Origin of the sequence: Anoxybacillus sp. P3H1B (genome assembly GCF_001560855.1) — a bacterium.
Classification (GTDB): Bacteria; Bacillota; Bacilli; order Bacillales; family Anoxybacillaceae; genus Anoxybacteroides; species Anoxybacteroides rupiense.
This window is the reverse complement of the sequence record NZ_LPUG01000011.1, coordinates 56,446-82,043: the sequence shown is the minus strand read 5'-3', so window position 1 is coordinate 82,043 and position 25,598 is coordinate 56,446. Positions and strand designations below refer to the sequence as shown.

The window sequence follows — 25,598 nt, the reverse complement described above, 5'->3', positions numbered from 1 at the left end:
TTTTGAAAAGCAGATTTTTGCCGCATCCTATTTTGGCGTCTGAGGAATTTTGCGAAACAAAAGCAAAACAAGAAACAAAAGACTGATATATCCAAACAAAGGATATAAGAATGAGAGCAAAGATCCGTAGCGAAATGAACTGATCGTATACAAAATCAAAAACAAAATCGCCAAAAACAACGTCGAGGAGAATGCCTGAAACTGTCGCTGCAGCCCAAATACTCCACCAATGATGGACGTAAAAATCTCGCCATAAATAATGAATAAATACAACCAATAAAAATACGTAAAAAACGTGCGAACAATTTCAGCCATAGGAATTTCATAACGCAATACATGCGGAAAAGACAGCAAAACAAAGTGGCTGCTCAATAAAATGCTCGTTAGCAATATCCCGCCAAGCAACGCTCCCCACTTGACCACTCGATCGTCCTCTGCTTCAGAGGCGAGCGGAACAAGAACCGGCTGCGCCATCGCTAAATTAAAGGCCGCATAGGAAAGAGGCGAGAAAAAAGCACTCCAAGAGGAAGGAGAGGAGCTAGAAGGACCGCACCATTCTCCCCCAAGCAGTAATTTCCCTAAAAGCACAAAGCTAAATAGGATCATCATCGGAACAACGAACACATTCACGGCAAATAAGCCTTTTGCATCATAAAGCATCACGGCAAACACAAGAACGATCGTCGCCAGCATCCCTAGAGGCTTCGGCAATCCGAGCTGCTCCTCAAATAACGCTCCTGCTCCTGATAGCATCACAGAAGTCACGCCAACAATCATGATCGTCATAATGAACGTAACGAATGTGCTGGCCGTTTTGCCAAACAAATAATCATTCAATTGCTTGTACGAGGAAGCCCGCAGCGCTCTCGCCATCATCATCATCCGCATTCCTAGCCATGCAAACAGCCAACCGCTAACCAAAACTCCCATCGTTCCAATTTTTCCGTATTGTGTAAAAAAAGCAATAATCTCTTTTCCTGTCGCAAATCCCGCTCCAACGACAGTTCCTACGTATACAGCAGCAATCTGCCAAGCTGCCAGCCATCTTTTAATCATTTTCTTCCCCCTGTCTCTCTTTTCCCTAAGCTTATCGTGGCAATCCATTATTTATTGAAAATACAAGCTCACGAGGCTGAGCACCGAGCTTTTCTCCCCTCTCCTCAATCAAAGCTTCGAGCCCAGCAATCCAGCCGTTAGCCATCGCCCTAAACGCTATCTCCATTTCGATTGCAGGCTGCTTATAAGCAATGGCAGAACAGTGTGGAATGAGCCGTGGATTTGGTTTGATCAGTTCGCTAATATGCTTGGTTATATATATGAAAAAAAGGACAAAGAAAGACGAAAAGAAAATAGAAAAAAGGAAGCCTTTGGGGCTTCCTTTCTATTGAACCATCACTTGCTTTACTTGATGTTCATGCAATTCGTTCGTTTCGACATGCACTTTAACTGAAAACGTTCCCTTTTCTTTAAATACCGTTTTCGCCTGGTACTTTCCACTGCCTTGTTCATTCGCATCGATAAACTCATGCTTCATCTGGTCCTTCCAGATTTCAAAACGAACTTTTGCCGCCGTAAGTGGCTGGCCATTATACGCAATATCGGCTACAATTGGTTCCTCCTTGTTGACTGTAAACATCTGTGGATGCAACGTTACAGCCACACCAGCAGCATCGTCATGGTGCGAATGGTCAGAACCGCTTTCTTCATGCTCCGATGCGGAACCAGCATTGTCACCTACAATCACATCTGTTTTGGGCATATTATGCATATTGCGAGCTGTAACATGGGCTACAACGGAATATGTCCCTACCTCGGTAAATGTTTTTTCAATAGCGTATTTTCCATTTCCTTTGCTCTTGGCTGAAATCATTTCATGCTGGTCGTTTCCCTGCTTCCAAATTTCGAACTTCACCTCATCCGCGTCGTTCACTTTTTCCTTTCCATATGTAACAATACAAGCGATTTCTGTTTTTTTCTGAAGCTCAATTGGCGACTTCACATCTATTTTTACATCTAAAATGGCAGGTTCATCAGCCGATTGATCTTTCGTTTGGCCACATGCCGAAATCAATAACACCACCATCATGGCAAGCATCAAGCGAATATAAACTTTCATCTTCACGTTCCCCCTCTTTCTTCTCTCATTGTCCACTATATCACACCTCTTTCTAGCTACAAATCATTGTTCACATTTTTTTCAAAAACATTTCACCAATCGCACAAAAAATTTATAAAAACCTCTTGAAAGTCAAAAAAGGTCAAATTATAATAAAGTTAAAGTCAAATATAGTCAAAGTCAAAAAAGGAGGTTATGCCTCATGCTTTGCCAATTATGTCAGCAACACAAAGCAACCGTATTCGTTCAGATGCAAATTAATCATGAAAAAAAGCAGTTGCAGCTTTGTCATGAGTGCTATACAAAACAAAAACAAGAATTGACCATTCCAATGAATTTTGAATTCGGAACATTTCCGTCCATTCCGCTAGATTCGTTCTTTTCAGGAAATCTGGCGGCCGATTCAGCATTCTCTTCTTCGGCAAATCCAATACCAATGACGCCATCGCACAGAGGCGGCGGCTTTTTAGATCAATTTGGTCGCAATTTAACCCAGTTAGCAAAGGCCGGATTGATCGATCCAGTCATTGGCCGCGACCAAGAAATTGAACGAGTCATTGAAATTTTGAACCGGCGCAATAAAAACAATCCTGTGCTGATTGGAGAGCCGGGTGTCGGAAAAACAGCGATCGTCGAAGGATTAGCCTTAAAAATTGCGGAAGGACGCGTTCCAGAAAAACTGTTAAACAAAGAAGTATATTTGCTTGATGTCGCTTCTCTCGTAGCCAATACTGGCATTCGCGGGCAATTTGAGGAGCGAATGAAGCAGCTCATTGCCGAATTGCAACGGCGAAAAAATATTATTCTTTTTATCGATGAGATTCATTTGCTAGTCGGAGCCGGCTCTGCTGAAGGCTCCATGGATGCAGGCAATATTCTGAAGCCGGCTCTTGCCCGCGGCGAACTTCAAGTTGTTGGAGCAACGACATTAAAAGAATATCGACAAATTGAAAAAGATGCTGCTCTTGAACGTCGCTTCCAGCCTGTTATTGTTCATGAGCCAACAGTGGACGAAGCCATCCATATTTTAAAAGGAATCCAAGAAAAATATGAACAATTCCATCGCGTAAAATATACGGATGAAGCGATTCAAGCGTGTGCAGCTTTATCGCACCGCTACATTCAAGACCGCTTTTTGCCGGATAAAGCCATTGATTTATTAGATGAGGCTGGCTCAAAAGCCAATTTACGCATTGCTGCAACAGATGAAAAAAATATTCAACAACGATTGGCCTTTTTAGCGAAGGAAAAAGAAAAAGCAGCGGCGGAAGAAAATTATGAACGCGCCGCTCAATTGCGGGCTGAAGAGCTCCGATTAGAAAAACAGCTGCAAAACCAGCAAGCTGATGAAACACCGATTGTTGATGTTGCTGATATTCAGCAATTAATCGAAGAAAAAACGGGCATCCCTGTCGGCAAGCTCCAAGCTGATGAAAAAACAAAAATGAAGCAGTTGGAAGAAAACTTAGCGAAAAAGATCATTGGACAAGAAGAAGCGGTGAAAAAAGTGGCTAAAGCGATCCGCCGCAGCCGGGCTGGACTAAAAGCGAAAAACCGGCCAATTGGCTCCTTCCTCTTCGTCGGCCCAACAGGAGTCGGTAAAACAGAGCTGACAAAGACGCTGGCAGAGGAGCTATTTGGTTCAAAAGACGCCATGATTCGTTTAGATATGAGCGAATATATGGAAAAGCATTCTGTATCGAAATTAATCGGTTCACCTCCTGGCTACGTTGGACACGAAGAAGCGGGACAGCTAACAGAAAAGGTGCGCCGCAATCCTTATAGCATGATCTTGCTTGATGAAATTGAAAAAGCCCATCCTGATGTGCAACACATCTTTTTGCAAATCTTAGAGGACGGGCGTTTAACAGATAGCCAAGGCCGCACAGTTAGCTTCAAGGATACCGTTATTATTATGACAAGCAACGCCGGTGTTACCGATAAAAAAATTACAGTCGGCTTTGAAAAAGAAAATCGCGTTGGCCAAACAAGCATTCTCGACTCTCTAAGCGCGTACTTCAAACCGGAGTTTTTAAATCGCTTGGATGCCATTATTGAATTTAAAGCGCTGCAAAAAGAGCACATGCTACAAATTGTTGAGTTAATGCTTGCTGAGCTGCAAACAACCTTAAAAGATGAGGGCATTCAGCTTGAAGTATCGCAGGAAGCGAAGGAAAAGCTTGCTGAAATCGGCTACCATCCTTCATTCGGAGCTCGTCCGTTACGCCGGGCCATTCAAGAGCATATCGAAGATCAAGTGGCTGACTTACTTCTTGATCAGGATGAAGTGAAAAAAATTCAAATTACAGTTGAAAACGAGCGCATCGTCGCCCGATCAATAAATTAAAGAAGAGGCTGTCTCAAAAGGGCATTCAAACATCCTTTTTGAGACTAGTCTCTATTTTTTATTTCTCTGTGGAATCCAGGATTTCTCTTTCATTTTATTGTGTAGGAACAGAAACAACTGTTCCTTTCTTCCTATAAACCATCCCTTCGGCGAGAGCAATAATCTCCTCATTATCATTCAAAACAACAATCCGGTATAATCCGAGACGATGTGGGTCCGTTTCTTCCTGTGCAACGGCTATCAGCTTTTCGCCCACGACGCTCGCTTTGATGTAATGCATGGTCATCGTAATTCCAACAGCGATTTGATTATGGGAATTGCTGGCGCAGGCAAAAGCTATATCCGCTAAAGAAAAAATCGCACCACCATTTGTGCTTCCATTAAAATTCAACAAATGGTCTTTAATTTCCATTGAAACTTGCGCATATCCTTGTCTAACTTCATCAATAGAAACACCTAAATATCGAGCGAAAGGGTCTTCCTTCATCTTCTTTATAAGTTCTTCCATCATTTTTTATTCACCCCGCTAATTATAATAGATGAAACTTACCCTTTTAACCTTTATATCTTCAATATGAAGCTCGTGTCGTTTTTGTATCCTAACAACGAACCGCTTCCAGACCCATTTATTAGTCTGAAAGCGGTGTCGTTCGAGCTTTTATCACGTGAATCCATAGCTAAAGGCAGATCCACAGCTTTCTCTCATTTAGCAACTTTTCAAAGACCATTCAGCAAATCTTCACATTTCATTTATAATTTCAATTAAATTCCTGAATATCAGAAATATAGTTACGCATACGCTCCTTGTCTCCTCTTTCATCCCCATTAAACACGGATTCAAGCATAGCACTTATTGGTCCTTACTATATATCATCTAACTCCATGTTTTACATCACAATAATAAAATTATTCGCTTTCTTAATTCTCAAGCAGCGTCCATTTTCCATCTTTGACAACAGCCATAACCATACTATCGGAAGTTAAGCCATTGTGATCATCTGGAGAAAAAGTGAACATGCCTGTTGCCCCAACCCAATTCTTCACTTTGTTTTCTAAGAAATCACGAATAGACTCGCGATCAGTGGCACCGGAACGCAATGCCTCAATGACAAGCATTATATTATCATGCCCATATGCTCCAAAGTTGGTTGGTTCATTCCCATATTTTTCAACATATGCTTTGTGGAAAGATGTGATCACTTCGTACTGAGCATCATCTTTAGGAATTTGCTCAGGAAACAATAGCTTTCCTGTGGGAATAACAACGCCTTCCGCTGCATCCTTCGCTAAATTAATGAAATTTTGATTTGCTATACCATGGCTTCCGATCATCGGTATTGCCATATTCAACTTCTTCATATTACTAGCAATCACCGCAGGACCTGGGTTTGTTCCCCAAACTACAACCGCCTGCGCTCCTGAACTTTTAATACGCGTCAGCTGTGCACTCATATCTGGATCTTGAGTGTTATAGCTTTCTTTTTCTGTAATTTCAATATCGTATTTTGAAGCCAATTTTTCCAATTGCTCTAATCCGCTAGTTCCAAATGAATTTGAATCTGTTAGCGTACCAATTCGGTTAATGCCTTGTTTGTTAAGGTACTCATAAATTCTTTGAACAGCATGAACATCGGAATGCGGTGTTTTAAAGACCCATTTAGATTCCTGTACAGGGTCAATAATATGAACACTTGCTCCTGCTGAAATCATGGGAACTTGATTCTGCATAGCAATTCCTTTCATCGCCAAGCTTTCGCCACTTCCAGACGATCCTAAAACCACTAGCGCCTGTTCATCATGAACAAGACGATTCATCTCTTGAGTCGCTTTTTCCTGATTTGATTCATCATCTGCTAAAATTAAGCGGATAGGCACCCCGTTAATTCCACCTTCAGCATTGATTTTATCAACGATTAATTGTGTTGCATTCCATTCCGGCTCGCCAAGAGGGCTATTGGGTCCTGTTTTAGAATAAATGGCCCCTATCACATATTCAGAAGCTTTTTTATTTCCTTGACCGCTATTCTCCTCTTTGCTGCTACATGCAGCAATAAAAAGAAACACAGACAAAACGAATATGAGCAAAAACCTTTTTTTCATCATTCCCTCTCCCCCTATCAATTTTTTATGAGATCGCTTGGCCTAAATAAGCTTCTTTAACTTCCTTATCGTTTAACAATTCTTGTGATATTCCTGATTTTACAATTTTGCCATGCGAAATAACGTATCCGCGATCGGCTATTTTTAATGATGCAACAACGTTTTGTTCAATCAGCAATACAGTGGTTCCGAACTCTTTTTTCAGTTCTCTAATCAGTCGAAGAACCTCTGCTGCGACAATTGGCGCTAATCCTAAAGTTGGCTCATCTAACAGAAGCAGTCGCGGCTTAGACATAAAGCCTCTAGCAATCGCTAACATTTGTTGTTGTCCCCCTGATAACGTACCAGCTAATTGTAATTGTCTCTCTTTTAAAATAGGGAACAACGCAAAAACTTTTTCTAAGTTTTCCTCCATTTCTTTTCGTCCTGATTTTCGATAATGATGAAAGGCACCTAAATGCAAATTATCCAATACAGACAGAGTAGTAAAAATTTTCCGGTGCTCAGGAACATGAATCAAATGCTTTCTGACAATCTTTTCGGCAGTTAGTGAGGTGATGTCTTCACCGTAAAAATAAATTTTTCCGCCAGCTGGTGTCAGCAACCCTGAAATCGTTTGTAGCAATGTTGTCTTGCCCGCTCCGTTAGCACCGATTAAAGCCACAATCTCTCCCTCATTCACTGTCAAAGATACTTCGTCTAATGCTCTAATGGGGCCATAATTCACTGATACCTTTTGAATATCAATAACCGACTGTTGTTCCATCACGCTCCCTCCCCTGCTTTTTCCTCTATATCAGCTCCCAAGTAGGCACTGATAACATCCTCATTATTTTGAATTTCCTTTGGTGTCCCTTCAGCAATTTTGCTTCCTTGATCAAGAACGATAATTTTATCGCATATCCTCATCACTAGATCCATGTCGTGCTCAACGATAAAAACGGTTATACCCTTCTCTTTGATTTGTTGGATTAATCTTGCCATCTCCTTTGTCTCTTTATGATTTAATCCTGCCGCAATTTCATCAAGCAATAACAGCTTTGGTTTTGTTGCCAATGCCCTAGCAAGCTCTAAAAGTCGAAGAGCCCCTAGTGGAAGGCTGCTCGACATTTGATCATATAGTCCTTCGAGCCCTACAAATTTCAAATATTCCATAGCTGTTTCGTATAAAATTTGTTCTTCTTTTCTCGTTCTCGGAGAAAAGAAAGCGGCAGAAAGCATGCTGCTTCTTGTATGAATGTGGAGCCCAACCATCACATTCTCAATAACTGTCATGTTTTTGAAAATTTTAATATTTTGAAATGTACGGGCAATCCCTAAACGGCTTACCTCGTAATTAGGAAGCTTCTCGATATTTTTCCCTTCAAAAACAATTTCTCCTATTGTTGGAGGGAATACCGCAGAAACCATATTAAACATCGTACTTTTCCCTGCGCCATTTGGACCAATGAGCCCTACAATTTGTCCTTGCTCGATAGAAAAGCTAACATCTTTATTAGCCACTACCCCTCCAAATTTTTTTGTCACATTTCGCACTTCTAACAACATCTCTGCCTCCCCCCTTTAGTAAGAACCTTTAGAACGGCGGTACAATAATGCTGATAAACCATGCGGGATAAAAATGATTACACATACTAAAATCAATCCATAAATCACTTGTTCAAAATCACTTGTAATAAAAGTAAATTGCTCTCCAAGATTATGAACGACAACACTAATAAAAGTAATAAAAATGGCGCCACCGACCGCTCCCCATATACTCCCGCTACCTCCAAGAACAACCATTGTTAAAAAAATGATCGAAGCGTCTAGTGAAAATGAGCTTGGTGAAATACTGTAACTCATATGAGCGAATAACCATCCAGCCAAGCCCGCTAACATAGCGCTCAGTATAAAAATTTGCATTTTATACTTTCCTGTTTCTACCCCCACTGAACTTGATGCAATTTCGCTGTCATGAATGGAACGGAGCACTCGTCCAACATGTGAATGGACGATATTTAAGGACAGCATCACAACAAGTGATACAATTCCCCAAACGAAATAATAATAGGATACGCCTTGACTTAATGTATAACCAAATAAACTCATGGATGGGATGCCGTAAAAGCCAGAAGCTCCTTTTGTTACTTCCCGCCATTCTAAAAGAAGTACGTGCACAATGATGCCAAACGCTAATGTTGCCATGGCTAAGTAATATCCGCTTAACCTTGACATAGTGTAACCCATTATAAAAGCTAACAGGGCTGGCAGAAGAATAGAGATGAGCAGGCTAAGCCATGGAGACCACCCGTAAGTTGTTGTTAGTATGGCGGTTGCATAAGAGCCTACACCATAAAAAGCAGCTTGCCCTAACGATATTTGGCCTGCATATCCCATCAATAAAGCTAACCCAATGGCAATAATGGAATAGATCCCGGCAAATGTTGCTTTTGTTAAATAAAAAGATTCATTGACCAATATCGGAAGTAGAAGCACCAATGCTAAAAATCCGCAAAAACGGATCCAGTTTGTTTGTTGAACCCCTTTCAAATTTCCCTTTTTTCGAAACCTAGATAAAAATAACCGTGAGCTTGTTTGTTCCTTCATGCGATCATAATCCCCCTTTCCCAACACTTTTTTCTCCTAAAATACCGCTTGGTCGAATTAATAAAATGACTAGAATGCAAGTAAAAACAATCGCATCTTTTAAACCGGAGCTGATATATCCAGAACTGAATGATTCTAAAAACCCGATCACTAATCCGCCGAGTACCGCTCCAGGAGCACTGCCAAGCCCGCCTAAAATAATAGCCGAAAAGCCTTTTATGCCTAACATAATTCCCATATCGTAAGCGGGGAACATAATCGGCGCAACTGCCAGTCCAGCCAGCGCTCCTAATATTGCACTTAACACAAACGAAAAGGAAGACATTTTTCGTGGGTTGATTCCCATTAGTCTAGCTGCTATAGGATTGACTGAACAGGCTTGAAACGCTTTTCCGACAAGGGTTTTATTCATTAATAAATACAGTGCAAGGACAACAGCTAGCATGATTATGATGATCCAAATACTTTGCGGGGTGATCGCAGCTCCTCCTACATTAATCGATTCATTTGCAGTAAAAGGTTCAATCCGAACCGGATTTTTCCCCCATATTATCCCAGCCATTCCTCGGATAAAAATTGAAATACCAATCGTTAAAATGATTAAGCTTAAAGGATCTGCTCCTTTTGCTTTACTGAGAATCGTCACTTCCATCCCCCAGCCTATCACCATCACTATGGCAATGGTAAAAAAGAACGCAACCCAATATGGCAAACCGCGGCTGACAAGGGTAAACATGATCATTCCACCAAGCATAACAAACTCACCCTGGGCAAGATTAATCACTTTTGTAACGCTGTAGATCGTCACAAAACCAAGAGCCACAATTGCATAAATACTTCCTATGGTTGCCCCTGTTACGAAAAACTGTAAAAAATTCTCCATATCAAATTCCCCCTTTTACATTTATTACATTTTTTTATATTACGTTTTTTTATCGTCATCTATTTTTTAGAAAATGTTAGCGTTTTCAATCATTAATGTCAAGAATTTTTAGAAAATTACATTAAAATAATTATACTATTTTTACGTTGTTAAAGTTGTTTGTTTTTATAAAAATGATAAAACAAAAAATTTTCGAATGGTGAAAAATAATCGACAAATAATGACGGTCTAAGACTTCATTTCTATGTTTTTTAGCTAGCATCCTTCAATACAATAGATTATTAATATAACGTTTTTATATAATACGTTTAATAAACGTGATTTTAAAAAAACAATAATGAATATCAATGGAAAGAGAGAGGTGATAAAAAAATTATCCTAGTAATATTGAGGTAACACAAAAGAAGAACTTCAATTAAAACATTTGTATAGGACATTCACAAAATTAACCATTTATTAACAAAAATCCACCCTTCTTGGAATTTATGGTTCCAAAAGGGTGGATGAAATTCAAATGTTATAATAGAAAAATTCATCACTACAGAATAAGCGAATTCCCCCGCTTTTCCCTCCCTAAAACAGCTGAACTTTCCTTTTCTACCATCTCGGTCTTGTCAATGAAAGGATAAACACGAGGTAAAAAATGATGAGCAATCTTTTATTTTAACACCTCTCCCCGTCTCCCTTCTTAAAATGGCCTATTCCGTTTCTTCGCTAGATTGCGAATGATCAGTTCCCCCGCTATTGATGCACGAACATATTTCCTTATCTTTTATTACGCCAAGTCATGCGCGTTGATGATCTGAGCTGCAAACCCAGCTTAGGCTTTTTATAGCACATCCCTGAACAAGTATTCGATGTAGTAGAAAAATTTGAAATTAATCGTCCGCTTTTTATCAACAGCCATGTAGAAACGAAGCGAATAAAAACGGCGCACATCTGCAAAAGAAGGGAGTTCATTCTTTATAGCAATATATCTTTATACAGTGTTTTATTAAGATAAAGAAGAGACTGATGCCAACACCATCAGCCTTCCTTCTTTAATCCATGCATAAGCATTTGGATGGTGCGCTCCATTTCCTGCTCATCATCCCATTGGAGGTTCGGTAGCAGGATGAAGCGAGTGAGCAAAAAGCCGACGATCGTTGTAATCGTCATCCGAATAATCGTATTCGCCGGCAAATCAGCAAGCTCTCCCTTCTGCTGAAAATGATCAATAACTCGCTTAAATTTCCCATAGATATTTTCCATAAATACCGTTTGAATTTGCTCTTTAATATCTGAATGAAATGCAGTTTCCTGCCAAAAAATCCGAATCATCGGCAAATATTTTTTCACGAATTCATAACGGTTGTTCATCAGCGCTCTAATAAAGTCTTCATAGCTTGAATATTGGCTTTCAAATACTTCTTTAACAAATTCTTTCGCTAAAAACGGGGCCGCAATTTTCATAATGGTTGGCGTCACAATCGCCATCAGCAGTTCTTTTTTCGTTTTATAATGGCGGAAAATCGTTCCTTCCGCAACGCCCGCTCGCTTGGCGATTTCGCTTGTTGACGTTGCAGCATACCCTTTTTCTGCAAACATTTCAATCGCCGCTTCTAAAATTTTTGCTTGCTTATCACTTAGCTTTACTTCCTCATCATTTATTTTCAAGAGCTCCTGCAGCCATTGCTCATCATTCATGTTCATTTGCTCCTTACAATTTTCGATATTTCTTTAACGCTATTACATTTAATATCATAAATAACAAAGAAAATCCAAGCAAAACATATACGTCTATGGCAATCTCGTTCCAACCATTGCCGCGAATCATAATCTCCCTTAATGCGTCCGCTCCGTATGTCAATGGCATGATCACACTGAATGAGCGGAGCCACTGTGCCATTGTTTCCAAATTAAACAATCCAGAGAAGAAAATTTGCGGCACAACGATAAGCGGAATAAATTGAATCATTTGAAGCTCATTGTTCGCAAACGCTGATAATAATGTCCCAAGCGTTAGCGCCGTCATCGATAGCAAAAAAGTAATCAGCAGCACATACAAAAACGACCCTTCCATCATCATATCAAGCACATGAATCGCAAACCACGAAATCAAGCTGGCTTGAAATGTGGTGAAAATGCCAAAACCGATCACATAACCAACCACAATCTCCCATCGTTTTAACGGCGTTGCCAACAGACGCTCTAATGTTCCTCTCGTCCGTTCTCGTAAAAAAGAAACGCCAGCGATTAAAAAGACAAAAAAGAAAATAAAAAAGCCAATCAGCACAGGGCCAAAGTTATCAAATAACGCCATCTCTTCCGATCTGTGCAAATAGATGGTGTCAAGCTTCATCGTTTTTGTCTGCGGAGTTAGCTGTTGAAGCGTTTTTTGCACAGACATCAGAACGGCTTTGTTAGCCGTCGGATCGCTTCCCTCCAATGTCATTTGCGGCATTCCTTCTTTCATTTCAATAAAAGCGTCAATTTGTTGCTTGTTTAACTGAGCTTTCGCTGTCTGTTTGCCCATCCACTTGATATGGGCATCATTTTTTTGCAGCTTTTCAGCAAGCGCCACAGGGACGGCTTGATCCACTGCAATCGTTGGTTTATATTCTTCACCATTAAAGACTAAATTCATTAAAAATAGGACAAACATCGGCGCTAAAATCATGAGTCCAAGCGTCCGCTTATCACGAAAAAATTGACGGATAATCCGAATCACAATCGCGCGTACTCTCATTGATGCGCACCTCCAAAATATAAAAATGCCTGTTCAATCGTCTCGGAATGAGTCTTTTCTTTTAATTCATTCGGACTTCCTACAGCAATCAAGCGTCCGTCACGAATCATCGCCAGCCTTTGACATTTCTCCGCTTCATCCATGACGTGAGTCGTTACCACAATCGTTGTTCCTTGCTGGCGAATGCGCTCAAGTTCTGCCCAAATCGATTGGCGAAGCACAGGATCGATTCCTACTGTCGGCTCATCTAAAATTAACACTTCTGGTTCGTGCAACAAAGAAGCAGCCAAAGACAACCGTCGTTTCATTCCTCCTGAATAATGGTGCACCGTTTTTTTCAAATGCTCTGTTAAATGGACAAGCTCCGCCACTTCTTCAATGCGCTCCTTTTGCCTTTTTCCCCTCAATCCATAAATAGCAGAAAAAAATTGCAGGTTTTCAAGCGCTGTCAATTCTTCGTATAATGCATCTGATTGCGCCATAAATCCGATGCGCTTCATCGCTTGTAAATGAGGCATTTTGACATCAAACACATGAATCGTGCCTTCCGTTGCTTGATCAATTCCCGCGATTAATTTCACTAAAGTCGTTTTCCCCGCTCCTGATGGACCTAGCATTCCAAAAATTTCTCCCCTCTCCACAGCAAGGGCAATGTCATCAAGAACTTTCTTTTTTCCAAATACTCTCGACACATGCTCAACACAAATGCACGGTTTCGCTGCCATCTTTATTCCTCCATCTCACCAAAAATGAGTGATTACTCACTTCATTATAACTTGCTCTCGAATAAAAATAAAGTGAGTACTCACTCATCAAATAAAGAATTTTTAGAGACTTTATTCTCGACCGTTCAACCTCATGGCCGAAAACAGCCCCTTTCTCCGCTACAATAACGATTCCAGTCCCTCCATCCGCAACAGATTTCTTTAAGAACTTTGCCACCAATGTTGATCGTCTCTTCTCCGACCATCGTTCCGCCTAAACGTTCGCAACAATGTTTCGAAGGGTTATCATTGAGTACCCAAACGATCATCGAGCGAATTCCATCGTTCCACAAATCTTTGATGAACGCACTCACAGGTTTTTTCCATATCCTTTTCGCTGCGCTTCTTTTAGTAAATAAATGGCGTACAGCTCTCCTTCGTACTCTGCAAGCGTTCCTTCTTTTAAGCGATTGTTCCCGTCGGAAACAAAGACGCACACCATCCCGTGCTCCTCCACAACCAAAATATGGTGATGGTCTTGCCGCATTCCCTGTTTTCACCGTTCTTCCCTTTCTGTCACATTTAACTTCTGTAAATTCCTTTGTCGGTCGTTTTCCACCTTTCCACTTGCACATGCGCGATCGCTTTGGCATCTTCGAGCGTGGCTTTGCGAATGTTCCTCATCTTTCTCTCCTTTTCTTCATATCCTATTCCCTTTGCATTTCTACATGAGCTCGACAAAAAAAGGAAGAAAACCTACAACAGTTGCTTCCTATCCTCTATAGAAAAAAGCTGGCCAAAAAAAGCTAGCCAGCCTTCCAATCAAGCAAATCGGTCATTTTTATAGTTGTTGATCATTGACGCTGTCCAGCCACTGCTCAATTTCTTCCATAACCGACTGAACGCAACCATCTGCAAATGGCGATATTAAATGAGCCACTTGTACAAGTTTGGTAAATGACTTGCTTCCTCCCTCACGGCAAAGCGTTAAATAATCGCGCCACGCTTCCTGATAGTTTTCTCTTGAACGCTTCCAAAACTGAAATGCACACATTTGCGCAAGCGTATAGTCAACATAATAAAAAGCCGTTGTATAAATATGGCTTTGCCGTTGCCAAAAACCGCCGCGTTCCAAATAATCATGGCCATCGTAATCCCTTGTTGGCATGTATTTTCGTTCGATTTCCCGCCATTTTCTCTTCCGTTCCGCTGGTGTTGCCTCCGGATTTTCATAAACGAAGTGCTGGAATTCATCAACCGCCACCCCGTATGGCAGAAACAGCACAGCCGAGCTTAAATGATGAAATTGATATTTTTTCGTATCTTCTTTAAAGAACAGCTCCATCCATGGCCATGTGAAAAACTCCATGCTCATGGAATGGATTTCACACGCCTCTAACGTCGGCCAATTATACTCTGGAATTTCGTAATGGCGGCTTTCATACACTTGAAAAGCGTGGCCCGCTTCATGGGTGAGAACATCAATATCGCCGGACGTGCCAGTAAAATTCGCAAAAATAAATGGCGCTTTATATTCTTCTATATATGTGCAGTAACCACCGCTTGCTTTCCCTTTTTTGGCCAAAAGATCCATCCATTCATTTTCAATCATAAACCGGAAAAACTCGCCTGTTTCTGGTGACAGCTCTTCATACATTTTTCGGCCGTTTTCGATAATCCACTTTGCATCCCCTTTTGGAATCGGATTGCCCGTCGGGAATGAAAACGCTTCATCGTAATATTTCAGCTTCTCAACGCCAATTCTTTTCCTCTGGCGTTCATACAGCTTTTCTGCTAACGGCACAATATAAGCTTTCACCTGCTCACGGAATCGCGCAACCATTTCAGCATTATAATCGGTCCGTCCCAACCTTGCATATCCAAGTTCAATAAAGTTGTTAAACCCTAGTTTTTTTGCAATGCTTGTACGCACTTTGACAAGCTGATCGTAAATATGGTCAAATTGTTCCTCATGCGTTTCAAAAAAGGCAAATCGCGCTTCATTTGCCCGCTTCCGCATTTGCCGATCAGGCGACTCCACAAACGGCTGCAGCTGTGCCAACGTGTATTCTTGTCCTTCAAATAAAATTTTTGCGGAGGCTACCAATTTCGTATACTCGCTTGCTAGCTTATTTTCTAACTGTAAATCCGCGACAATCTCAGGAGAAAACGTTTTAAGCTCTGTTTCCGCAAGTGCAAATAACTGTTTTCCCCAGCGTTTTTCGAGCTCCGAACGAAATCGGGAGGCGACGAGCGCCTCATAATATTCGTTGACAAGGCCTTTGACAATCGGATCCACCTCATCGAAAAAATCTTGCTCCTGCTTATAAAAATCATCATTTGTATCAACCGTATGGCGAATATAGCAAATTTGCGCCATCGTGCTAAATTCGTTGCGCAGTTTATTGATTTGCTTCATCGCTTCATCCTGCTCTTCCGCATGCAGGGCCTGCTGAAACGCCTGCAATGCCGCTTGAAATTCTGTCTTTAGTTTTTCCATGTCAGGGCGTTTATATAGAAACTCGGAAAACTTCAAATCCATCCCTTCCTTTTCCTCAAAAATTTCTAACCTTAGTTATATTCCACTTGTTTGCTAAAAATTCCTGTTCATGCTTCAGATAAAAGCATATTGACGAATATTGTCGAATCGTGTATGATTATCAAGGTAATTGAATATTTTTTCTTCTCGTCAACTTAGATGAGATAGAGGTTGCAATGGATAAAAGTAGTTTGAATGAGGGACAGAGGAACCGATGACTTCAAACGAAAGGATCCATTGCCGAAGTTTGCAGCGTACTCTGGCGCCGCAAGCTGGGCCTGCATTCGAATAGAGTCAGGACTGCCATCGCTTATCTTATATGGAAGCGATGGAGCGCTATCTACATTAAGTTCGATGCGGATGTCACATGCACCCGTTGAAAACTTAAGGGTGTATTTTTTTTTTGATAAATGCGCAAATCAGAAAGGAGTAGGGGTTATATTGCAGCAAAATAAACTAGGTCTCTGGGTATTAACGGCGCTTGTCGTTGGGAATATGGTTGGATCAGGAATTTTTATGCTTCCTCGTTCACTTTCAGAAGCCGCGAGCCCTTTAGGGGTCATTTTAGCTTGGCTATTAACAGGTGGCGGAGTGCTAATGACCGCTCTTGTCTTTGGCAATTTAGCGATTCGCAAGCCTGCGTTAAATGGCGGGCCGCAAATTTACGCGAAGGAATTGTTTCCAAAGGGCTCAAACGCCTCGGTTTTATCGGGATTTATGTCTTCCTGGGGCTATTGGATTGGAAATTTTGCTGGAAACGTGGCCATTATTACGACATTTACGAGTTATTTATCCACATTCTTTCCGATTTTAACAAGCAAACAAACCGTATTTATGGTAGGCGCTACACCGATCAAACTCGGCAACCTCCTTACATTTATGGTTTGTACCGCTCTATTATGGGGAATGCACTTTATTATTTTGCGCGGCATCGAGGGAGCCGGAAAACTAAATTTCATAGCCACTTCGGCAAAGGTACTCGGCTTCTTTTTATTTATTGCCATAAGCTTATTTGCATTTGATAAAAGCAACATCGGCTCTATCGTCGCTCCGCGTTACGATGAAGCAGGCCATTCCGTTAGCCTGTTCGGGCAAGTGACCGGCGCGGCCGTTGCGACATTATGGGCATTTGTCGGAGTGGAATCTGCGATTGTGTTCGCTTCACGTGCACGCAAGCAAACAGATGTCAAACGGGCAACCATTCTTGGTTTGCTGATTGCTCTCATCATTTACATTGGCATAAGTGTGCTTGTAATGGGCTTGCTTCCGCAAAAACAGTTGATTCATTCAGAGAAGCCTTTAGTGGATGCGATTCAAACCATTTTAGGACCAAGCGGCGCATACATCTTAGCTGGACTTGGCCTCATCAGCCTTCTTGGCTCGACGCTCGGCTGGGTGCTATTAAGCGCGGAAGTTCCATATCAAGCCGCGAAGCAAGGATTATTTATCCCTGCTTTCTTAAAAGAAAACAAAAAAGGAATGCCGAAACTCGCTTTAGTTTTGTCAAATGGATTAGCGCAAATTTTCATTTTCTCAACGATCTCTCATTCGATGTCAGCTGCATTTGATTTTGTCATTTATATTGCGACACTCGCTTATCTTGTTCCTTACTTTATCGCTTCTGTCTTTCAGCTCAAGCTCACATGGACAGGAGAGACATATGAAACCAATACAAAGCAGCGAATCACGGATGGAGTCATTGCAGCACTGGCCACTATTTATTCCATTTGGGTCATTATCGCGGGAACATCTGACATCAAAACCTTTATGCTTGGCGTTGCGTTGCTCGCAAGCGGCATCATTTTTTATCCGCTTGTAAAAAAAGCAGTAGACAAAGAAAAAAACGCGAAAAAAAGACTGTCAGCTTAATCCAAAAAAGAGGGGTTTCTCCCTCTCTTTATCTTTTATCTATAGTCCCTCCTCTCTCTTTATCAAAAAAGAACGCGCGCCCGCCACCCATTATAAAAAAGCGCCAGCGAATCTTTGATCCGCTGGCGCTTTCACCATCCGTACTTATTGCTGTTTCGCACCGTATCCCATTTTTTTCAATAACTCAATAACCTGTTCTTTCTCTTCAATCGTTAATCCGGAAAGTGTTTCATGGATCGTTTGTTCATGCTCCGGAAATACCTTTTCAATAAAAGCTTTTCCCTTATCCGTAATCGAAGCATAAGTTACACGGCGGTCCTTTTCACATGCTTTGCGCATAATTAGCCCTTTTTGCTCTAATTTATCGACAACATATGTGATGCTGCCGCTTGCCAGTAAAATTTTCCCGCCAATTTGCTGCAATGGCTGATCCCCCTTATGATATAGCAATTCCAACACAGCAAACTCCGTAGGGTTCACGCCGAACGACTGAATGGATTTATTTACTTGATCATTAACAGCACGGTACGCTCTTGACAGCACAATAAATAGCTTTAATGATTGCAAAATTTCCTCTCTATCCGCCACTTGTCATCAAATCCTTTATCGGTCGAATTCGAAGCCATTGTAGCGAAAAATCCTCTCTTTGTCAATGAAACGCCCCGATCTACGCCGTCCATTCCGTACGTTCTTCTGCCATTCGTTTCATTGCTAGAAAACCTCTCGGCGAATCGAATCGATTCCATCCATCAAAAAGCGCAAGAATCGCTTAAGATTCCTGCGCTTTTTGGTTATTGAACAGCTTCTTCTTTTTCCTCATAAGGATGGGCAACCCAGCCAGATGGATCAATAAACAAACGAACAGCTACCACTTGGCGGTCTTCCATTAATGTGAAGAAATGCGGATTTCCTTCTGGAACGGAAATAACATCGCCAGCTTCCAGCTGCACTTCAAAATATCCTGTTTGTTCGTCGCCTTTAATAATGAAAATGCCGTGTCCTGCGACGATGGCGCGTACTTCATCCTCCGTATGGATATGCACTTGTTCAAATTTCTTCAATAATTCCTCTAAATTCGGAGTAGCATCTGATAAAGCGACAACATCCCACGCTTTATAGCCTCTTCTTGCTGCTAAATCCTCAATATCATCTTTAAAAATCGCTAAAATTTCCTCTTTTTCCTCGTCACTCAAAACAAACGTTTCTTTTAAGTGACTTGGCAGCTTGCTAACATCCCAATGTTCATACAGAACGCCTTGCTTTTCTAAAAAGCTCCCTACATTCTCATGACCTTTGATCCATTCACCTGTGTTTCTAATTTTAATAACTGCCATTTTTCATCCCTCCATTGTCATTTTAAAATCTATGAAGTGAATACTTTGTGACCTTTTAGCATAAGCAGCTTAACATGATAGCTAAACAAAAACTCGCACGCTTCTAAAAACTTTTTCGCTTCAAAGGAGCTTCTTCCCCATACGGTAATACCGTGGTTGCGAATCAGCACCGCTCCGCTATCTGCCGAGACGTGCTTCGAAAACTCAGCGGCAAGCGTCGGAATGTGCGCATGATTCCGAATAATCGGAATGCGAAAAACCGCATCTTCCTCCCAAAGACCAAACGCTTTAATCATTTCTTGGCCGGTAAAAATGACTTCCCCATCATCCCCATACAGTTCAGAGACGACATTATTATCAATCGTATGAACATGAAGCACGCAGCCAGCGTTCGTTTTATTATAAATTTCCACATGCAGCAAGGTTTCAGCCGATGGCTTTAAATGGGTCGACTCAGCCGGATTGCCCAAAGCGTCGACAAGAAGAAAATCATCATTTGTTTGCTTTCGTTTATCTTTTCCGCTGGCCGTAACGAAAAAGGTTAGCGGCTGATCAGCCACCTTGATCGATAGATTCCCACTTGTTCCCAAAAACCAATCGCGGGAAGCCAGTTCTGCTTTGACATCAGCAAGCTCTGCCCATTTCTTCAATAAATCGCTCATGCGCTCACCTCCATCCTTTTCAAAGATTCAATGACATCAAAGAACGTCGTAAACGGCGTATGGGTCAGGTCCAGCTCCGCACATTTTTGCAACAGAAAATCACGGGCAATCACGTGATCGGCAAGCTGGGCGACCGCTAAATCCGTAACGGAATCACCGATGACGATCTTCGTTTCCTCTGGTGTTGCTAGCTTTCTTAACAACGACGGCTTGCAGCAGCCGCAGCCATTACGGCAATGGTCATCACACGCATACGGCCATGTAATGCGAATCGTTTCCCCGCTAAAGTCCGAACCATTGCAAAAAATCGCGTCTTTTTCAATAAGTCCCTCTAAAAGCGGATAAACGAAAAAATCGATTCCGCCGCTAACGACATAGAGCGGAATGCCTCGCTCCTTTGTAAAGGAGACAAATTCACGAAAACCATCGCGAATTTGGGCAGTGCCTAAAATAAAACTCGTAATCTCTTCTTTTAGCCGGGAAGGAAGAAGCGAAAACATCGCTCCGACGCCAGCTTGAACAGAGCGACGCTGCGCGAGCACATCCTCTTTGATGCTTTCCCATTGCGGCGGAGCAAATTGCTTCATAATCGCTATAATGTTGTCATTATTTGTAATCGTGCCATCGAAATCGCAAAAAATTATCGGTTTCGTCATACTTTCACCTCTTGAGTGCCCCATAAAGCAATGGCTTTTTGCAATGAATGGTTTTCTTTTGCCGCCTCACTTAAAGGCTTTCCGGCTAATACTGCCGCGATTGCGGCGCTAAATGCCTTTCCTCCTCCTGCCACTCCCTCTGGATGTCCATGCACCCCGCCTCCTGCATTAATGACGCTGTCGATGCCAAAATCGCGGATAAGGAGCGGAACCAGCCCTGGATGAATGCCGGCAGACGGAACAGGAAACGTTTGTACAAATACATCTTCCTTCGTTAATTCATGGGCAATGCCACTTGCGTCTTCCTTGGCCAGAGCAACGTTTCCATATGGAGACGGGAACAAGGAAAAATCCGCCCCTGCCATGCGAACGAGCTTGCCAAGCAACAAAGGATGGCTTACACCGTAAAATTCCGACGGAGTCAACGCCCCGCTAAACGCCGGATGCGCCATAATCGGAATGGAAATCTCCTCATCCTCCCGCAATCCTTGCAATACGTCCAGTCCATACGCGAACACGTTGAACAGCAGCAAATCGGCGCCAAGCTCCACCGCTCGCTTCGCTTTCTCTTTTAACTCAAACGTTTTTCCCGAAAGATTCACCGCATAAAGCGTTCTATGCCCTGTCTCTTCATATACGTGCTGCAAGACTTTTTTTCCTGCCGCAATTCGCTTTTCGAATGGCGCCTGTTCATTTTCAAATAAAATTTCATCATCCTTGACAAGATCTACGCCTCCAAGCGCCTGCTGTCTCAGTTGCTCGGATAAATAGGACAAATCGCGCCCGATCACACCTTTAAAAATGCTCATTAACAGCGGGCGGTCATAAACATCCAGCTTTGCGCGAATTCCCTTAATGCCAAAGCGAGGACCAGGAAATGCTTTCTTTAGATCATCAGAAAACTCTAAATCTATCAGCTTAATCGTGCCATCTAATGACAATTTCCCAAACACCGTCGTCAAAACAGCGGGCAAATCGGCGCTGAAGTTGGCGCTTGGGTAAGCGATCTTGACCATTCCCCGCTTCAAACGTTTTCCGAAATATTGATTGGCACGTTCGCTTTCTTCAAGCGGTTGCACATGCACAACCGTTCCTTTATGTTTACGCAGTTGTTCTTTTTCCAAAAACGGCAATTCGGTCCATGAACCGATCGTTAAGCCAAGCGCGATTTTCTCCGCCTTTTTCTCCAAATCAGCCTCATCATAAAGCAGATACGTGGCGATGACTTGGCTCATTCTCATCCCTCCAATTCCAATAAAAAAACCTCTTCCATAAGAAGAGGCTTTGGTTTCAACTCTTCTTATCTCTCAGCGTAATGCTGCAAGAATTAGCACCGTGCTTAACGTTGGTTAAGTCGGTTGCCGGGCTTCATTGGGCTCGTCCCTCCACCTGCTCTTGATAAGAATGACAGCTTCTATTCATTTTTTTGAAATTTTCATTTTGCAAATTTAATTCGAATTATGACAGGGATCATGCAGATTGTCAATTATTTTTTTACCGCTTGCTGAAAAAGATTGAGCTTAGCGATGCGCCGTGCCGCTTCTGTCAAGCGTTCTTCGCTTGTCAACAGCCCGACGCGCACATATCCTTCCCCGTGCTCGCCAAATCCAATCCCAGGCGCCACCACAACATGCGCTTGCTCAAGCAATAAATCAGCAAAGCGCTCCGAAGTCCAGCCCTTTGGTACCGGCAGCCAAGCAAAAAAGGAGCCGGCTGGAGCACTTACGTTCCAACCAATTTCCTGTAAAGCTCCAATGAACGCATTGCGCCGTGATTCATACAACGCTACCAACTCCGTCACGCATTGCTGTGACTCAAGCAGCGCAACCGCTGCCGCTTCCTGAATCGCACCAAACAAGCTGACATATAAATGGTCTTGCAAAAGATTGATCGCAGCAATCACACTTTCATTGCCAATCGCAAAACCTACGCGCCAGCCAGCCATATTATACGTTTTGGAAAATGTATAAATTTCAATACCGACATCCTTGGCTCCTTCCGCCTGCAAAAAGCTGATCGGTTTTTGCCCGTCAAATCCAATCGCACCATAAGCAAAGTCATGGACAACGCAAATTCCATGCTTTTGTGCAAACGAAACGGTCTCTTGAAAAAACGAGTCTGTCGCTACAGCTCCCGTCGGGTTATTTGGATAATTTAAAAACATCAGCTTGGCTTTCTCAACCACCTTTTCATCCAATTGACGATAATCAGGCAAAAAGCCGTTTTCGCTATAAAGCGGCATCATTTCCATTTTTGCACGCGCTAATGCCACTCCCGACCAATAATCAGGGTATCCGGGATCCGGCACAAGCACAACATCGCCCGGATTTAATAAGCACTGCGGAATTTCCACAAGCCCTGCCTTTCCACCGAATAAGACAGCTACCTCTCTCTCAGGATCAACCGTAACGCCATATTCGCGCTGATAGAAAGCAGCCACCGCCTCTTTTAAAAACGAATAGCCACGAAACGGAGAATACTTATGGTATTTTGGATTAGCCGCCGCTTTTTGCAGCGCTTCTACGATATGCGGAGGCGTCGGTTGATCAGGATTTCCTTGACCAAGATTAATTACATCATGTCCTTGAGCCACCACTTTTCCTACTTTGTCGACAAGCGAAGCAAAAAACTGCTTCGGAAGACTTTGCAACAACTCGGATTGGACAAATGATTTCAATTGCTTCACCTACTCAAAAAATTCTTGAAATTCTAGTCAAACATCATATATCGTAAAAATTAAATTGTAAAGACATTTTTTTGGGGTGAATGATTATGACATTAAAAATTGCTTGTCTTCAGCTCGATATTGCTTTCGGAAATCCTGCGGAAAATAAACGCCGCGTTCAACAAGAGATCGAAAAAGTTTGTCAAAGCTCTGTTGACGTCATCGTCCTTCCTGAACTATGGACAACCGGATACGATCTCGCACGCCTTGACGACATTGCTGATGAGAATGGCGCTGATACCAAATCGTTTATTAGCAAGCTCGCACGCCTGCACAACGTCTGTATTGTTGCTGGCTCCATTGCCAAAAAAACCGCTGCCGGCATCACCAATACCATGTACATTGTCAATCGAGACGGCGACATTGTAGGAGAATACAGCAAACTCCATCTCTTTCAGCTCATGGATGAGCATTTGTATTTACAACCCGGTGAATCGAGCGGCTTATTTACCTTGGAGCAAACATTGTGCGCGGGAGTCATTTGCTATGACATTCGCTTCCCTGAATGGATTCGCGCCCATACAACCCAAGGCGCAGAGTTATTGTTTGTGGTCGCCGAATGGCCACAGCCCCGCCTTGAACATTGGCGAACCCTTTTGCAAGCGCGCGCGATTGAAAATCAATGCTATGTAATCGCCTGCAATCGTGCTGGAAAAGATCCGAACAATCAATTTGCCGGCCATTCACTTGTCATTGATCCATGGGGAGTCATCCTCGCCGAAGCCGATGAAAATCCATGCTCTCTTATGGCCGAAATCCAGCTGTCAAAAGTGAAAGAAGTTCGCAAGCAAATTCCTATTTTCCAAGACCGCCGACCTGAGCACTATATTTCGGCCGAAAAAAATTTTCAAAAAAACAGTTGACAAAACTGGCAAATCGAATGTATGATTCGAATCAAGCGAATTGAAAAAAGTTTTGCATTGTTAAAAACATTCGAATAAAACTGAACAAACTCTTATCAAGAGCAGGTGGAGGGACGAGCCCGATGAAGCCCGGCAACCGACTTAACCAACGTTAAGCACGGTGCTAATTCTTGCAGCAACACGCTGAGAGATAAGAGGGGAGAAGCCGACTTCAAACCTCTTTCGAAAAGCGAAGGAGGTTTTTTCATTGTTTCATTGATTGAGTGAATGATAAGGAGGGTACAAATGATGACACATTCTAAACAATCCGTCTACGAGCCTTTAACGGAATCGGGAGCGGTTGCACTTGCTGCTCGATTAGGCTTATTTCCGGAAGGAACACCATTCATTTGTCAAGAAATTGGCGATGGTAACTTAAATCTTGTGTTCCATGTATTCGATCCCCAAACAAAGAAAGGAGTCATTATTAAACAAGCGCTACCATATGCAAAAGTGGTCGGTGAAAGCTGGCCGCTTACGCTTAAGCGGGCTGTCATTGAAAGCCATGCGTTGCGCACGTTTGCCGACTACGTTCCGCAATACGTGCCAAAGGTATACTACTCAGATGAGTCATTAGCGATTACCGTGATGGAGGATTTATCGCATCTGCAAATTGCTCGAAAAGGATTCATTGCTGGAAAAACATATCCGCTTCTTTCCCAGCACATTGGAGAGTTTATCGCTAAAACGTTATTTTACACATCGGACTTTGGCATGAACCAGCAGCAGAAAAAACAGCTGCAGCAAAATTTCATCAATCCAGAGTTATGTAAAATTACCGAAGATCTCGTCTTTACTGATCCGTTTTTCGACCATGAAACGAATAATTTTGAAGAGGAGTTGCGCCGTGACGTAGAGGCTCTTTGGAATGACGATGCGCTTCATCTTGAAGTAGCAAAACTCAAGCGGAAATTTTTAACGGAAGCCGATGCGCTCATTCATGGGGATTTACATACTGGAAGCATTTTTGCAAGCGACACAGAAACAAAAGTCATTGATCCTGAGTTTGCGTTTTACGGCCCATTTGGGTTTGATATCGGCCAATTTTTTGCCAATTTACTCCTAAATGCGTTGTCCCGTTCAGAACATGAGCCGCTATTGGCTCACATCGAAAAAACATGGAATGTATTTACGCACACGTTTGCTGCCCTTTGGGAACAGCATAATGTAGAACCGTATGCAAAAACCGAAGGATTGTTGCAAGACGTGCTGCAGCAAACGCTCATCGATGCGGTCGGTTTTGCTGGTTGTGAAATCATCCGGCGCACGATCGGCTTAGCCCATGTCGCCGATCTTGACGGAATCGAAGATCAACCTACGCGCATCCATGCCAAACAGCTTGCCCTTCAGCTCGGGCGACAACTGATTTTACATCGCCAGACGATCCATGAAGTGCAACAAATACGCTCTTTGTTCTTTCAAACATTTGCTGCCACTCATTAAA

23 protein-coding genes and 3 riboswitches are annotated in these 25,598 nt (G+C 42.4%); of the genes, 4 read left to right on the top strand and 19 right to left on the bottom strand.

The annotated features are described in order from the left end of the window. Window positions 1-27 precede the first annotated feature (27 nt). Window positions 28-1,056 carry a hypothetical protein gene (locus AT864_RS04525; RefSeq protein ID WP_066146965.1) on the bottom strand — a complete coding sequence of 343 codons (1,029 nt, stop codon included), beginning with the start codon at window positions 1,054-1,056 and terminating at the stop codon, window positions 28-30. Between the two features lie 325 nt (window positions 1,057-1,381). After that, on the bottom strand, window positions 1,382-2,116 hold the full coding sequence (locus tag AT864_RS04520) for a FixH family protein (RefSeq protein ID WP_066146963.1): 735 nt from the start codon (window positions 2,114-2,116) through the stop codon (window positions 1,382-1,384). Window positions 2,117-2,318: 202 nt separating this feature from the next. Between AT864_RS04520 and AT864_RS04515 the strand changes: the two genes are divergently transcribed. Then, on the top strand, window positions 2,319-4,463 hold the full coding sequence (locus tag AT864_RS04515; RefSeq protein ID WP_066146960.1) for an ATP-dependent Clp protease ATP-binding subunit: 2,145 nt from the start codon (window positions 2,319-2,321) through the stop codon (window positions 4,461-4,463). Between the two features lie 94 nt (window positions 4,464-4,557). On the opposite strand, the gene AT864_RS04510 is transcribed toward AT864_RS04515, so the two are convergent. From AT864_RS04510 to AT864_RS04460, 11 genes are all read right to left on the bottom strand, one after another. Then, window positions 4,558-4,974: a PaaI family thioesterase gene (locus AT864_RS04510; RefSeq protein ID WP_231734594.1), complete on the bottom strand. Its 417-nt coding sequence runs from the start codon at window positions 4,972-4,974 to the stop codon at window positions 4,558-4,560. A 407-nt stretch (window positions 4,975-5,381) separates the two neighbouring features. After that, window positions 5,382-6,566, bottom strand: a complete 1,185-nt coding sequence (locus AT864_RS04505) for an ABC transporter substrate-binding protein (protein WP_231734593.1) — start codon at window positions 6,564-6,566, stop codon at window positions 5,382-5,384. Between the two features lie 22 nt (window positions 6,567-6,588). Next, complete coding sequence (locus AT864_RS04500; RefSeq protein ID WP_066146958.1) at window positions 6,589-7,329, bottom strand: ABC transporter ATP-binding protein; 741 nt, start codon at window positions 7,327-7,329, stop codon at window positions 6,589-6,591. After that, a complete protein-coding gene (locus tag AT864_RS04495; RefSeq protein ID WP_066146956.1) occupies window positions 7,329-8,111 on the bottom strand; it encodes an ABC transporter ATP-binding protein in 783 nt (260 codons plus the stop codon). The genes AT864_RS04500 and AT864_RS04495 overlap by 1 nt, the downstream gene beginning before the upstream one ends. A gap of 15 nt (window positions 8,112-8,126) precedes the next feature. Further along, window positions 8,127-9,152, bottom strand: a complete 1,026-nt coding sequence (locus AT864_RS04490; RefSeq protein WP_082741648.1) for a branched-chain amino acid ABC transporter permease — start codon at window positions 9,150-9,152, stop codon at window positions 8,127-8,129. A gap of 4 nt (window positions 9,153-9,156) precedes the next feature. Then, window positions 9,157-10,035 (bottom strand): branched-chain amino acid ABC transporter permease, encoded by an 879-nt coding sequence (locus AT864_RS04485; protein WP_066146954.1) that lies wholly within the window; start codon window positions 10,033-10,035, stop codon window positions 9,157-9,159. 1,026 nt (window positions 10,036-11,061) lie between these two features. Beyond that, window positions 11,062-11,721 carry a TetR/AcrR family transcriptional regulator gene (locus AT864_RS04480; protein WP_044746712.1) on the bottom strand — a complete coding sequence of 220 codons (660 nt, stop codon included), beginning with the start codon at window positions 11,719-11,721 and terminating at the stop codon, window positions 11,062-11,064. A gap of 13 nt (window positions 11,722-11,734) precedes the next feature. Then, window positions 11,735-12,763: an ABC transporter permease gene (locus tag AT864_RS04475; protein ID WP_066146952.1), complete on the bottom strand. Its 1,029-nt coding sequence runs from the start codon at window positions 12,761-12,763 to the stop codon at window positions 11,735-11,737. Continuing rightward, window positions 12,760-13,488, bottom strand: a complete 729-nt coding sequence (locus tag AT864_RS04470; RefSeq protein WP_066146949.1) for an ABC transporter ATP-binding protein — start codon at window positions 13,486-13,488, stop codon at window positions 12,760-12,762. The genes AT864_RS04475 and AT864_RS04470 overlap by 4 nt, the downstream gene beginning before the upstream one ends. A gap of 349 nt (window positions 13,489-13,837) precedes the next feature. Continuing rightward, window positions 13,838-14,014, bottom strand: a complete 177-nt coding sequence (locus AT864_RS18265) for a GNAT family N-acetyltransferase (protein ID WP_231734592.1) — start codon at window positions 14,012-14,014, stop codon at window positions 13,838-13,840. Between the two features lie 294 nt (window positions 14,015-14,308). Beyond that, window positions 14,309-16,003, bottom strand: a complete 1,695-nt coding sequence (locus AT864_RS04460) for a M3 family oligoendopeptidase (RefSeq protein ID WP_066147686.1) — start codon at window positions 16,001-16,003, stop codon at window positions 14,309-14,311. A 160-nt stretch (window positions 16,004-16,163) separates the two neighbouring features. Continuing rightward, a riboswitch (Lysine riboswitch) is annotated at window positions 16,164-16,353 on the top strand. A gap of 94 nt (window positions 16,354-16,447) precedes the next feature. On the opposite strand from AT864_RS04460, the gene AT864_RS04455 reads away from it, so the two are divergent. After that, the gene (locus tag AT864_RS04455; protein ID WP_066147684.1) at window positions 16,448-17,875 is read left to right on the top strand and encodes an amino acid permease; all 1,428 of its coding nucleotides are present in this window, start codon (window positions 16,448-16,450) and stop codon (window positions 17,873-17,875) included. A 144-nt stretch (window positions 17,876-18,019) separates the two neighbouring features. Here the strand turns inward: AT864_RS04455 and AT864_RS04450 are convergent, their stop codons facing one another. The 6 genes from AT864_RS04450 to AT864_RS04425 form a co-directional block, all read right to left on the bottom strand. Beyond that, window positions 18,020-18,463 carry a MarR family winged helix-turn-helix transcriptional regulator gene (locus AT864_RS04450; protein ID WP_066146946.1) on the bottom strand — a complete coding sequence of 148 codons (444 nt, stop codon included), beginning with the start codon at window positions 18,461-18,463 and terminating at the stop codon, window positions 18,020-18,022. Between the two features lie 203 nt (window positions 18,464-18,666). Next, complete coding sequence (locus AT864_RS04445; RefSeq protein WP_066146944.1) at window positions 18,667-19,209, bottom strand: acireductone dioxygenase; 543 nt, start codon at window positions 19,207-19,209, stop codon at window positions 18,667-18,669. A 29-nt stretch (window positions 19,210-19,238) separates the two neighbouring features. Continuing rightward, the gene (locus AT864_RS04440; RefSeq protein ID WP_066146942.1) at window positions 19,239-19,871 is read right to left on the bottom strand and encodes a methylthioribulose 1-phosphate dehydratase; all 633 of its coding nucleotides are present in this window, start codon (window positions 19,869-19,871) and stop codon (window positions 19,239-19,241) included. After that, entirely contained in the window at window positions 19,868-20,527 is a 660-nt protein-coding gene (locus AT864_RS04435; RefSeq protein ID WP_066146940.1) for a 2-hydroxy-3-keto-5-methylthiopentenyl-1-phosphate phosphatase, read from the bottom strand. Before AT864_RS04435 ends, AT864_RS04440 begins: the two co-directional genes overlap by 4 nt. Beyond that, window positions 20,524-21,762 carry a 2,3-diketo-5-methylthiopentyl-1-phosphate enolase gene (gene mtnW / locus AT864_RS04430; protein WP_066146938.1) on the bottom strand — a complete coding sequence of 413 codons (1,239 nt, stop codon included), beginning with the start codon at window positions 21,760-21,762 and terminating at the stop codon, window positions 20,524-20,526. Before mtnW ends, AT864_RS04435 begins: the two co-directional genes overlap by 4 nt. Before the next feature lie 62 nt (window positions 21,763-21,824). Further along, window positions 21,825-21,932: riboswitch (SAM riboswitch) on the bottom strand. Between the two features lie 81 nt (window positions 21,933-22,013). Continuing rightward, entirely contained in the window at window positions 22,014-23,204 is a 1,191-nt protein-coding gene (locus tag AT864_RS04425; protein WP_066146936.1) for a pyridoxal phosphate-dependent aminotransferase, read from the bottom strand. Between the two features lie 95 nt (window positions 23,205-23,299). Between AT864_RS04425 and AT864_RS04420 the strand changes: the two genes are divergently transcribed. After that, on the top strand, window positions 23,300-24,115 hold the full coding sequence (locus AT864_RS04420) for a carbon-nitrogen family hydrolase (protein WP_066146934.1): 816 nt from the start codon (window positions 23,300-23,302) through the stop codon (window positions 24,113-24,115). Window positions 24,116-24,204: 89 nt separating this feature from the next. Further along, window positions 24,205-24,312: riboswitch (SAM riboswitch) on the top strand. 91 nt (window positions 24,313-24,403) lie between these two features. Further along, window positions 24,404-25,597, top strand: coding sequence for an S-methyl-5-thioribose kinase (gene mtnK, locus AT864_RS04415; protein WP_066147682.1), 1,194 nt, complete (start codon window positions 24,404-24,406; stop codon window positions 25,595-25,597). The last annotated feature ends 1 nt before the right edge of the window (window position 25,598 follow it).

Bases quoted from the DNA above. Each gene is read 5' to 3' on its own strand.
- AT864_RS04500 (WP_066146958.1), bottom strand. From the start codon at position 7,329: ATGGAACAACAGTCGGTTATTGATATTCAAAAGGTATCAGTGAATTAT.
- AT864_RS04490 (WP_082741648.1), bottom strand. From the start codon at position 9,152: ATGAAGGAACAAACAAGCTCACGGTTATTTTTATCTAGGTTTCGAAAA.
- AT864_RS04435 (WP_066146940.1), bottom strand. From the start codon at position 20,527: ATGACGAAACCGATAATTTTTTGCGATTTCGATGGCACGATTACAAAT.
- AT864_RS04505 (WP_231734593.1), bottom strand. From the start codon at position 6,566: ATGATGAAAAAAAGGTTTTTGCTCATATTCGTTTTGTCTGTGTTTCTT.
- AT864_RS04420 (WP_066146934.1), top strand. From the start codon at position 23,300: ATGACATTAAAAATTGCTTGTCTTCAGCTCGATATTGCTTTCGGAAAT.
- AT864_RS04485 (WP_066146954.1), bottom strand. From the start codon at position 10,035: ATGGAGAATTTTTTACAGTTTTTCGTAACAGGGGCAACCATAGGAAGT.
- AT864_RS04445 (WP_066146944.1), bottom strand. From the start codon at position 19,209: ATGGCAGTTATTAAAATTAGAAACACAGGTGAATGGATCAAAGGTCAT.
- AT864_RS04515 (WP_066146960.1), top strand. From the start codon at position 2,319: ATGCTTTGCCAATTATGTCAGCAACACAAAGCAACCGTATTCGTTCAG.
- mtnK (WP_066147682.1), top strand. From the start codon at position 24,404: ATGACACATTCTAAACAATCCGTCTACGAGCCTTTAACGGAATCGGGA.
- AT864_RS04470 (WP_066146949.1), bottom strand. From the start codon at position 13,488: ATGGCAGCGAAACCGTGCATTTGTGTTGAGCATGTGTCGAGAGTATTT.
- AT864_RS04520 (WP_066146963.1), bottom strand. From the start codon at position 2,116: ATGAAAGTTTATATTCGCTTGATGCTTGCCATGATGGTGGTGTTATTG.
- AT864_RS04525 (WP_066146965.1), bottom strand. From the start codon at position 1,056: ATGATTAAAAGATGGCTGGCAGCTTGGCAGATTGCTGCTGTATACGTA.
- AT864_RS04475 (WP_066146952.1), bottom strand. From the start codon at position 12,763: ATGAGAGTACGCGCGATTGTGATTCGGATTATCCGTCAATTTTTTCGT.
- mtnW (WP_066146938.1), bottom strand. From the start codon at position 21,762: ATGAGCCAAGTCATCGCCACGTATCTGCTTTATGATGAGGCTGATTTG.
- AT864_RS04480 (WP_044746712.1), bottom strand. From the start codon at position 11,721: ATGAATGATGAGCAATGGCTGCAGGAGCTCTTGAAAATAAATGATGAG.
- AT864_RS04510 (WP_231734594.1), bottom strand. From the start codon at position 4,974: ATGATGGAAGAACTTATAAAGAAGATGAAGGAAGACCCTTTCGCTCGA.
- AT864_RS04495 (WP_066146956.1), bottom strand. From the start codon at position 8,111: ATGTTGTTAGAAGTGCGAAATGTGACAAAAAAATTTGGAGGGGTAGTG.
- AT864_RS04440 (WP_066146942.1), bottom strand. From the start codon at position 19,871: ATGAGCGATTTATTGAAGAAATGGGCAGAGCTTGCTGATGTCAAAGCA.
- AT864_RS18265 (WP_231734592.1), bottom strand. From the start codon at position 14,014: ATGCGGCAAGACCATCACCATATTTTGGTTGTGGAGGAGCACGGGATG.